8 protein-coding genes are annotated in these 8,927 nt (G+C 45.3%); 2 read left to right on the plus strand and 6 right to left on the minus strand.

Going from position 1 to position 8,927, the window contains the following annotated elements; all coding sequences use genetic code 11:
• Positions 1 to 139: 139 nt before the first annotated feature.
• From QUB11_RS30325 to QUB11_RS30350, 6 genes are all read right to left on the minus strand, one after another.
• Positions 140 to 781, minus strand: coding sequence for a type I restriction endonuclease subunit R (locus QUB11_RS30325; protein WP_333205041.1), 642 nt, complete (start codon positions 779 to 781; stop codon positions 140 to 142).
• Complete coding sequence (locus QUB11_RS30330) at positions 778 to 2,292, minus strand: DUF697 domain-containing protein (RefSeq protein WP_333205039.1); 1,515 nt, start codon at positions 2,290 to 2,292, stop codon at positions 778 to 780. Before QUB11_RS30330 ends, QUB11_RS30325 begins: the two co-directional genes overlap by 4 nt.
• 343 nt (positions 2,293 to 2,635) lie before the next feature.
• Complete coding sequence (locus QUB11_RS30335; protein ID WP_333205045.1) at positions 2,636 to 4,084, minus strand: slr1306 family protein; 1,449 nt, start codon at positions 4,082 to 4,084, stop codon at positions 2,636 to 2,638.
• Between the two features lie 250 nt (positions 4,085 to 4,334).
• The gene (locus tag QUB11_RS30340; protein ID WP_333205037.1) at positions 4,335 to 4,850 is read right to left on the minus strand and encodes a thioesterase family protein; all 516 of its coding nucleotides are present in this window, start codon (positions 4,848 to 4,850) and stop codon (positions 4,335 to 4,337) included.
• A gap of 181 nt (positions 4,851 to 5,031) precedes the next feature.
• On the minus strand, positions 5,032 to 6,114 hold the full coding sequence (locus QUB11_RS30345; RefSeq protein WP_333205035.1) for an ATP-dependent 6-phosphofructokinase: 1,083 nt from the start codon (positions 6,112 to 6,114) through the stop codon (positions 5,032 to 5,034).
• Positions 6,115 to 6,423: 309 nt separating this feature from the next.
• Positions 6,424 to 6,666: a hypothetical protein gene (locus QUB11_RS30350; protein ID WP_333129419.1), complete on the minus strand. Its 243-nt coding sequence runs from the start codon at positions 6,664 to 6,666 to the stop codon at positions 6,424 to 6,426.
• A 242-nt stretch (positions 6,667 to 6,908) separates the two neighbouring features.
• Between QUB11_RS30350 and QUB11_RS30355 the strand changes: the two genes are divergently transcribed.
• Both QUB11_RS30355 and QUB11_RS30360 read left to right on the plus strand, forming a co-directional pair.
• On the plus strand, positions 6,909 to 7,415 hold the full coding sequence (locus tag QUB11_RS30355) for a hypothetical protein (RefSeq protein ID WP_333205032.1): 507 nt from the start codon (positions 6,909 to 6,911) through the stop codon (positions 7,413 to 7,415).
• 282 nt (positions 7,416 to 7,697) lie between these two features.
• Entirely contained in the window at positions 7,698 to 8,516 is an 819-nt protein-coding gene (locus QUB11_RS30360) for an FkbM family methyltransferase (RefSeq protein WP_333205028.1), read from the plus strand.
• The last annotated feature ends 411 nt before the right edge of the window (positions 8,517 to 8,927 follow it).

Here is an 8,927-nt window from a genome sequence, read left to right on the forward strand (position 1 = left end):
CTATATATTGATTCCATGGCTTTATGCCTCCCAATTTAAAACTATTAAATTTGTCTAAATATCTGCGGAATGTGGGTAAAATCTAAAATCTAAAATCTAAAATCGATTGACGCACCCTAGTCAACTGAGATTTTTAGGGCTACACAATCAGTTGACCAATTTTTCTCAAGACTTGAAGAACCGTATAAAGTTCGTTCATTAGAGGAACAGGTGAAAATATTCTTGATAAGTCATATTGAGGCGGATTCTGAAAGTCTAGCTTGACGAATACAATTTCACTGCCATTTGTCATCGCAGCAAAACTCGGTCTATCCTTGCGGGGATTGGCGGTCATGTATGCTAGTGTTTGGGGAAGTGCAGACATTACGGAAATGGTGGTGCGCTTCGACTCTAAGAGTGTCACCCAAAACTGATTTTGCATCACTAAAACATCAATCCGTCCCTTGAGAGTTTCTACTTCATCATCCTCGTCATCTAAAAGAATTTGTACAGATTTTTCAGCCATCATTTTAAAAGGTGGATCGTAAAAACCCGCTCGTTCCAATAGAGGCGAACCCATGATTAGCGTAACGGTTCCTTCTGTAAGGATTCCATCATTTAAATGATAGAGATATCGCCGCCGAATTAAATTGAGGGCGGCTTTATCGACTTCTGTAATTTCGGGTAAATCTGCATACCATTCTGGGAAAAATTCCTCGGATTCAGTTCGCGTAATATTGAATCGAGATTCAACATCTGCTAAAGTTTGGATGATTTCAGTAATGGCTGTTGTTTGTGTCATATTTTAAACTCTTGCTGCAACCGATCGATAATTGTATTACGCTCGATGGTGGCGAGAATGTCTTGAATTACCGTATCTTGCCCCAGGGGGCCCCAGGTGCAGCCTTTTTCTAAGTAAACTTGGGCAGCACGACCGACAGCGTAGGTTCCGTAAGCTGCTAAACTAGCTTGAGTGACAGCAACTCCGGCAAAAGTAGAAAAGCCGATGTGCGGGGCCGCTGCGGCTGCACTTTTGCCAAATCCCAACAGAAAACTGCTACCCAATTCTCCCAAAAGTACGCCGCCAGCGCTGGAGAAAATAGTCTGCCAAAGTTTCCCGGCTTCGTAACCAGTCATGGGTAAGCCGTAAAGTCTGGATAAAGAGCGAATTAAGGCTAAATCTGCGACACTTGCTCCCATTACATCCAAGAATGCCACTGGATTTAAACCGACAGCCAAAGCTTTATATTTTGCAAATTGCCAGATTAAATCTTCGGCTTCTGTTTGTCGCAATTTGAGAACGTGACGGGCAATGTTTGCTTCGGCATCTCTAGCTTCAACTAAAGCATTTAGAGCGAGGAGCGATCGACCTTCTCTGTTAAGAATTGTCAAAATTTTATGTTTTAGTTCGTCTATCTGCGCGGGCGGCGACTCCCATTCGTGACTGACTCTTCCGTCAGACCATTCCACCCGCACTTGCACCGGCGCTGGTTCGGCAGCTACCATGACTATTTCTAAAGATTTGGAAGTTTTAGGCGGTGATTTTACAGTAGATTTATGGGAGGAGTTGTTTGGGCGATCGGACAAATTTTCGCTATCTGTTTCCTCTGTTACCGCAGCGGCTGCTAGCTCTTCAGAATTTCCCAGCGCTTGCAAACTTTTGTAAATAGCTTTTCTGTCTAATTCTGGATACAGGTCAATTTTATTAAAAACTAAAATCACCGGTTTTTGAGCTGTTTGCAATTCGCACAATGCTTGATATTCAGTTCTGGTGATATCGCCTGCAACGACAAACAGAATTAAGTCAGCTTGGCGAGTTACTTGTTTCGCCATTTCGCCGCGCACTTCGCCGCCAACTTCATCAAGTCCCGGAGTATCGATTAATTCTACTTGCACCCCTCCTTTCCCCCCTTTGGCAAGGGGGGGTTCCATAAGCCCCCCCTTGGCAAGGGGGGGTTGGGGGGGTTCCTCGCTGTCAAGGAAGGATAAAGGCACACTCCAGCGCACGGAACGCGGCCACTGAGTCACGCCGTTGAGAGGGCCTGTTTGCAGAATTTTGTGACCTAAAAGCGCGTTTAATACGGCTGACTTGCCACGGCTGACTAAGCCGAAAGTAGCAATGCGAATGACGTTGTAGTCTAGTTTTTCTGAGGTGGAAGTTAAGATATCTAACTGATATTGCAGCGCGGCTTCTAATTCTGTATTATTCGAGTTTTTTTTCCCTTGGCGCAGGTGGGAATAGCGCGCCAGGGATTCGCGCAAACTGGCGCGGGCAAGAGATAAGCGATTTTCTTGAAGGGAATTGTCAGCCATTGGCGATCGGCTTTTTTAAGCAGGTATAATTGATCGTCGAATTATAAATCCTATTTCTTATTTTAATACAATTTTTCATAAATTTATAATTTTTTAGTTTTGAGTTTTCCAAAAAATATTGAACGGGCAAGATGCCCGTTCCACAAGAACAAAAATTTTTTTGTGGAACAGGCCGGAAAGCCTGTTCTTCCACAATAACAAAAATTTTTTTGTGGAACAGGCCGGAAAGCCTGTTCTTCCACAACAAAAAAACTGTCTTGTGGAACAGGCCGGAAAGCCTGTTCTTCCACAACAAAAAAACTGTCTTGTGGAACAGGCCCAAGAGCCTGTTCCTTTATTTTACTTAATTGACCGCCGACTTAACGGTTTCTGGCCCAGATACCTGAGATGAAAGGCGACTCGCCACTTGGTTGACGAAAGATTGCAAGAAAGAAACTTGCTGATTTTGCGTAAATACTGCTTGCAAAGTTTTAGTCAACTGGTCGATATTTAAAATGCCTATTGCAGCATTTTCCCCTTCTCGACTTTGGAAATATTCAATTAAACTCAGTCCAGCTATTCTGGTAAAATATGCTGCACTAATTCCCTGCACCGCGCCTCCTGCTACGTAGGTGACGGCATTGCTTTTGAGCAGTCCAGTAATAGTTTGGGTAGACATTTCTACTAATCCCAATTTAAACATTTGACTTGCCAAAGTTGCCGCTACTGTCTTAGCTTGGTCTAAGGAAAACTTTTGCTGGTAGATGGCGCCGAGGTCGATTACGAGTTGGGTACTGATGGCGGTTGTTGCTAGCAAGTCTAAAGCTGGAACCGGGTTAGTAAAGACGGCGGCGGCGGCGATGTACTGATATTGTTCGATAATGGGAATTGCCCGATCGCGCCTGACCGCATTTAATAAGGTTTTTGCCTCTAACTTTATACTTGCAGCCTCCCGCACTGCACTCGCCCAGACCAACTGTTGCCGTTCTTCCGTTAAGATTTTAGTCAATCTTTCCGTCAGTGGCTCAAGTTGAGAGACTTGATTTTCTATCCGTTCTTGAACTGTGCCGTCCGCTTGGTGTCGGCGCACTTTAATAGAATTGGGAGAAGCTGCGATCGCAATTATCTCTTCTGTCCCCAATATTCCTTGCATTTTCTGCTGCAAAGAGTTCAAAACCTGCGACTGCTGTTCTGGCAAATATTGGTCTTGTTTGTTCCAGACTAGCAACACGCGCTGACCTGCGGACGCTAGCTGAGATAATGTTTTAAATTCGGAATCTGTGATGTCGCCCGCTGTCACAAACAGCACTAAATCACCGTTGATTTTGGCATCGGCATTTGTATTAGCAAACAGCGCTGCTGTTTCTTGTAAACTAAGCTTTTGCGGGTGTTGAGAGGCCCAATTAGAATTTAAAACTTGAATTAAGGCAGTTTTGCCGACAGCTTTGCCCCCTGTTACGGTAATCCGTAAATCTTGTCTATCTAATTCGCTTCTGAGCCGATCGAGCTTTGCTGTTAGATTAGCAGGATCGGCGGAGTTTTGAGCTTCTGAAGCCAGCAATTTAATTGCGGTTTCTGAAGCCGCGATCGCTTTTTCGGCTGCTTCCCGGTTCGCCAGGGGTTGCGGGAGTGCGAGTTCCAGTTTGGGGGATTGTTGCTTCCACCACCAATACCCCGCACCGGCAGCAGCCAAGCCGATGAGTGCCGTTTCGCCCATTTCTGAACCCGAATGCTGTAGAGTTTCCAGCAGCCACAGCGCTGCTGAAAGTCCTATTCCGCCTATCAAAATCGGTCGCCGCAAGTTAAGTGTCATTTTTCCCTTCCTCTGGGTATTGTCGCCAAGCTTAACCTTACCGGGCTTGGCCTCCCTCCCTCTATTCCATCGTACCTCTGTGGCATCCAAACTGGCAGGCGGGCGATCCGACTTTTTGCGATCGGGATTTCCGGCCCGGGCGACAATCAACTTTTTGTACTTCTACAAAGGGGGAATGAAGGACTGAAGCCGTCACTACAAACCAAGAGATTTTTACATGATTTTGCAAATATAATAGTTGATTTTTTCTCTAGGTTGGTAATGCTTGAGATTGTGATTCAAAAATATCAATTATTTGTTTGGGAATTGCTCGCGGGCGCATGGTGGTAACTTCAACCCAAACCCAAAGCGCCTCGGCTTTTAACAATATTTCGTCACTTCCAGCCAAGCGAATTTCGTAGCGGCGGACAGCGCGCGGGCCGCGCATTTGTTCGATCCAAGTGGATATCTCCAATCGATCGCCCGCGGCTGCCGATCGCAAATAGTCAATCTCTATCCGCCGCATTACAAAGACGCCGCCCAATTCCCGGTAGCGATCGAGAGTAAATCCCAAATGTTCTAAATGTTCGATCGCAGCGTGTTCTAAATAATGCTGGTAGACAGCATTATTGACGTGACCGAGGGCGTCCATTTCGTAATGGCGCACTCTAATTTGTGTAGTAAATGGTGTCAATTTCTCACCTTTCCACTTGTTGCGGTATTTGGTAGTTCCGAGTGCGATCGCGCTCTGGGTCGATACTCGCTCGGAACTAATTGCAAGGTACACTAATCATAGTTGAAACGCCACTACTTCCAGGTTAATCTTAGTCCTGGAAGCACGGCCGGTCATCACCTTGGTTTTTTTTACGACCATACACTGGCTTAAAACCCTCAGTCTTGGTTAACCCTGTTTTGTGGTTCTGAGTGCGTCCCCGACTAAACCTTTAAGAAATCGGACGGGTAATTGTTTAGTCTCCCAGACAAATCCCTAAACCGCGAGCCGTTTTAACCAGAGTACCATCGAAGTCTACAGGTCTGTATTTGGCGATCGCATCTTCCAGAGGAACGCTCACAACTTCCCGCTTTTGCCAAGATACCATGCAGTCGTATTTCTCTTCGGCAATTAAATCAACTGCTGCGACGCCAAAAGCAGAAGCAACTAATCTTTCTAACGATGAAGGAGTTCCTCCGCGTTGAATATGTCCCAAAACAGTGACGCGAGTTTCTGCACCGCTGCACTCAGAAATTGTATCAGCTAAATACTGACCAATTCCGCCTAATCGACTTTGACCTAAGCGATTTGTGTGCATTACTAACTCGCCTTCTTCAGTGCGAACTGCCTCCGCTACTATAATTAAACAGTAGTTTTTTCCCCGGTCTTGGCGTTCTTGGATTTGGGCGCAGATTTGGGAAATTTTGTAAGGGATTTCGGGAATCAGAATTATATCAGCTCCCCCAGCAATTCCGGCACTGATCGCAATATGTCCCGCGTCGCGTCCCATGACTTCAACAATCATGACGCGACTGTGACTTGCCGCAGTAAAATGCAAGCGATCGAGTGCTTCAGTCGCAATATTGACCGCAGTATCAAAACCGATGGAACGCTCGGTAATTCCCACATCATTATCAATTGTTTTAGGAATAGCCACTAAATTCAAATTGCCGTGTTGAGCAATCTTCCTGAGAATGGCGAGACTGCCATCGCCACCAATGCCAATTAAGGCATCCAGACCTAGTTGATGATAGCCTTCGATAATGTCCTCAGTACGATCGCGTAGAGTCCCATCCGGCATCGGGAAAGCAAAAGGGTCGCCCTTATTTGTCGTACCTAGCATCGTACCGCCAATGGTGAGCCACGAGTCTACTTTCTCAATATCCAAGGGAATTGCTTCAGGGGGACGACTCATCAATCCGTTGGTGGCTTGACGAATCCCCATCACTTTCCAATTGTAAGTTCCCGTTGCGCGGTAGACAACGGCTCGAATAACTGCGTTTAAGCCTGCACAGTCACCCCCGCTAGTGAGGATACCGATACATTTTTGTTCTCCCATAATGCCCGACTTTTGTTCCTTAGAACATGAGTTGATATTTTTAGATCCCGATCGTCCAATCCTGATTTTTGACGTAAATAGGTAGGCGAAAATAAACTTTACTCTGTAACAGAATGTAAAGCTATCATAACTTTTGTGATTGCTTTGATAAGATATCGCTCCTTTGGGGAGCGTTTCACTCGTTTTTGACTACTTATGTATTTTCAAGCTTCATCGACCTAATTGAGTGCCTCATCTCTGAAGCATTCCACAAGTTCGATCGGCAACTAAGTACGATCGCCAATCACCGTCTCCAACAAAACATCAATTTTACTTGGGATTGAGGCGTTTAGAAACTTGGTTAATTATACCGCTGAGAATAGCACCGCCCATAAGAATTCCCAGGGCGGGATTAAATACGGGCTGCCACAGACTGTACCACAAATCAAAACCGAGATTCACCCCGGTCGATCGACCTGCTACTGCGATCACAAACCACCCAAAAATGGCAAAAACGAAAAACACATCAGCTACTAAAAGCAAGTTGAGAAAGTTAAGAAATTTATCTTTCATTGTCGAGGGTTCCTTTTGAGTGTATATAGCAATCCTCGCATCATTTGTGAATTTCTTACTCCCAAGCGAGCGAGTTCGGGGAGGGTTGGGGTGGGGTAAAAAATTTACGACTCACTGAGGATTGCTATATATGTGTCAAGTTTTGGCAAGCGGTTGGTAATGGAGCAGATTGATAGCTGCAACTGGCGATCAAATAAAGATAAAATATCATTCAATTGTTTTCGCGCACAGGCTGTCAAAATATGGTTCGCTATACACTTCCTCAAAGCCCCGAAATTATTTTAACTGTCAAGGGGAAAGATTCAGCCAAAGCCCGGGAAGAAGCGATGGATCGGCTGATGGATCTCATGGATGAGGGCAAGCTGCCTACGGAACTCGTGGAGGGATTTGGGCCCAAGCAGTTTGTTGAAGTTAAGGATATCGAAGATGCTGCGTCTGACGGCGAGGACGCGATTACTGAAGCCGTGCAGATTTTGAGCAATTTGGCAAGTCTCAAATTGAAAGTCATGGAATCCCGCGAAGAAGCACTCAAAATCCGGGCGGCGATCGACATTTTGTTTACAGATGAGGCTGTGACTGCCGAGGAAATTGGTCGTTTGAAAGATGGTTTCAAGGTTCTCAAAAACTTCGCTCAAGCTAATGTCCGCTATCGAGAAGCTAGAAGTAAAGCCGAAGAAGCACGGGCAATTCTCGACGAAGCTTTGCAATCTGTAGAACCGGAAAACAAAGCGCAGAAATCCACGAAATAATAGCAGGTTGGGTTGAAACTCACATCTTGCACCATTCTCGCTTAACAGGCTTTCCGGCCTGTTCCACAAGAAAATTTACTCGTGGAACAGGCAAGATGCCTATTCCTAAAAAACTGATTGAGAATGGTGCAATATCTCAGTTGAAACCTATTTCTGTCATTGCGATCCGCAGGGAAGCAATCGCGGAGGTTTGCCATTGCTTCGTTTCTTTATTCGGACATACAATAACTCTGCTGCAAGACATAATATTAATTATATCCACATTGAAATCTGGAAAAAATTGTGAGCCAACAACAAACAGGAATTCTCAGAAACTCGATGTCAGGCAGCTTGCTGCTGGCTAAAAAGTTAGGTTTTCAACCAAGAACTGTGATTGATGTCGGTGCCGCATTGGGAACTTTTAACCTTTACGAAACTTTCCCCGATTCGCGACATTTGCTAATTGAGCCGATAGCCGAAAATGAACCTTATCTAGCCAAAATTTGCCGCAAGCTCAAAAGTGCAGAATACATTATTGCAGCCGCGAGCAAACAATCGGGAGTTTTCACCCTCAACGTCAGTCCCGGTATGGTGCATTCTTCACTTTCTGAAAATCGCGTTACTGACAGCAGCGATCCTTATTTGAGAAACATACCAGCAATTACGCTGGATGGAATATGCAGGGAAAGAAATTTGCCAGGCCCGTATTTAATTAAAGTTGATGTAGACGGACAGGAATTAAATGTTTTAGCGGGAGCAACTGAGATTTTGCAGCAGACTGAATATGTAATTGTAGAAGTTACTTTGTTTGGTCAGATGTATGAGGTAATGAGTTTTATGAAGTCTCAAGGATTTGCAGCTTACGATATTGTTGATTTGTCCTATCGCCCGATTGATAAGGCTTTGTGGCAAGTAGACATGGCTTTTGTTAAGGAATCCGGTCACTTCCGAAAAGAGAGGGGTTACGCGACAGGAGAACAGGATATCGAAGCACTTAACTCGCATCTCAAAGCTTATCGGGAAAGTTTCATCCAACACATTGAGACTCATTACAGCGACCCAATAGAGCCGGAACCACAGGTCAATCAAGTTGTTTTGGGCGAAGATTATGTCATCATTTAACTCAAGTTGCTTTCATCTGATACCAAATCCTGGTCGCACTTCGCACGCTTATTTAATTAATCCGAAACATCTCAAAAACTGGTTTTCTAAATGCTGCTATTGCCGTCTATAAGCTTGCAATCAGCAGTAAATTGGCTTTCATTGGATATCAGAAAGTGAGAATGCCCTAATGTGGCAGGGCGGTTTCATTCTCTTGTAGGGGCAAACCCCCCGTGGTTGCCCCGATGCCTGAAATACCCATGAAATCATCTGTGGGTGAGGGCGGGCACGGGGGCACCGCCCCTACAAAAGCCTGATTTTCCGTAGGGGCAATCCCCCCGTGGTTGCCCCGAAACTACAAAAGCCTGATTTTCCGTAGGGGCAATCCCCCCGTGGTTGCCCCGAAACTACAAAAGCCTGATTTTCCGTAGG

It is taken from the genome of Microcoleus sp. B6-A1 (assembly GCF_036705085.1).
Taxonomy (GTDB): domain Bacteria; phylum Cyanobacteriota; class Cyanobacteriia; order Cyanobacteriales; family Microcoleaceae; genus Microcoleus.